Genomic DNA, 363 nt, shown 5'->3' on the forward strand with positions numbered 1-363 from the left:
CTTATCATAAATCTCTTTTTGCAAGTTATACATTGTTGTTAATCCTGTGATGCCACCGCCGATGACTACAACTTTTTTCCTCAAGCATGCTCCCCCTTTCTTCTTACAATACAGATTCTTTTTTCTTTAATACAACATCTGTTAAACAATCAATAAATGCGTCCGATGCATTTGGCATTTCTGGACGATAATATTTCGCACCAATTTCATCAGTTACAACTTTACACTCAAAGTCGTTGTCATATAAAACTTCTAAATGTTCAGCAACAAATCCAACTGGTGCATATACGAATGAATTGTAGCCGTACTTTTCATTTAATTCTCTCGTTAAATCTTGTACATCTGGACCAATCCAAGGATCTG

At 35.3% G+C, this 363-nt stretch carries 1 protein-coding gene; it reads right to left on the reverse strand.

Annotated features, from left to right (window positions below; genetic code table 11):
- Nucleotides 1-103: 103 nt before the first annotated feature.
- A partial coding sequence (locus tag FE392_RS22730) for a ferrochelatase (protein WP_319931949.1) occupies nt 104-363 on the reverse strand: 260 nt, incomplete at its 5' end.

This window comes from Xenorhabdus santafensis, from assembly GCF_033949405.1.
GTDB classification, from domain to species: Bacteria; Pseudomonadota; Gammaproteobacteria; order Enterobacterales; family Enterobacteriaceae; genus Xenorhabdus; species Xenorhabdus santafensis.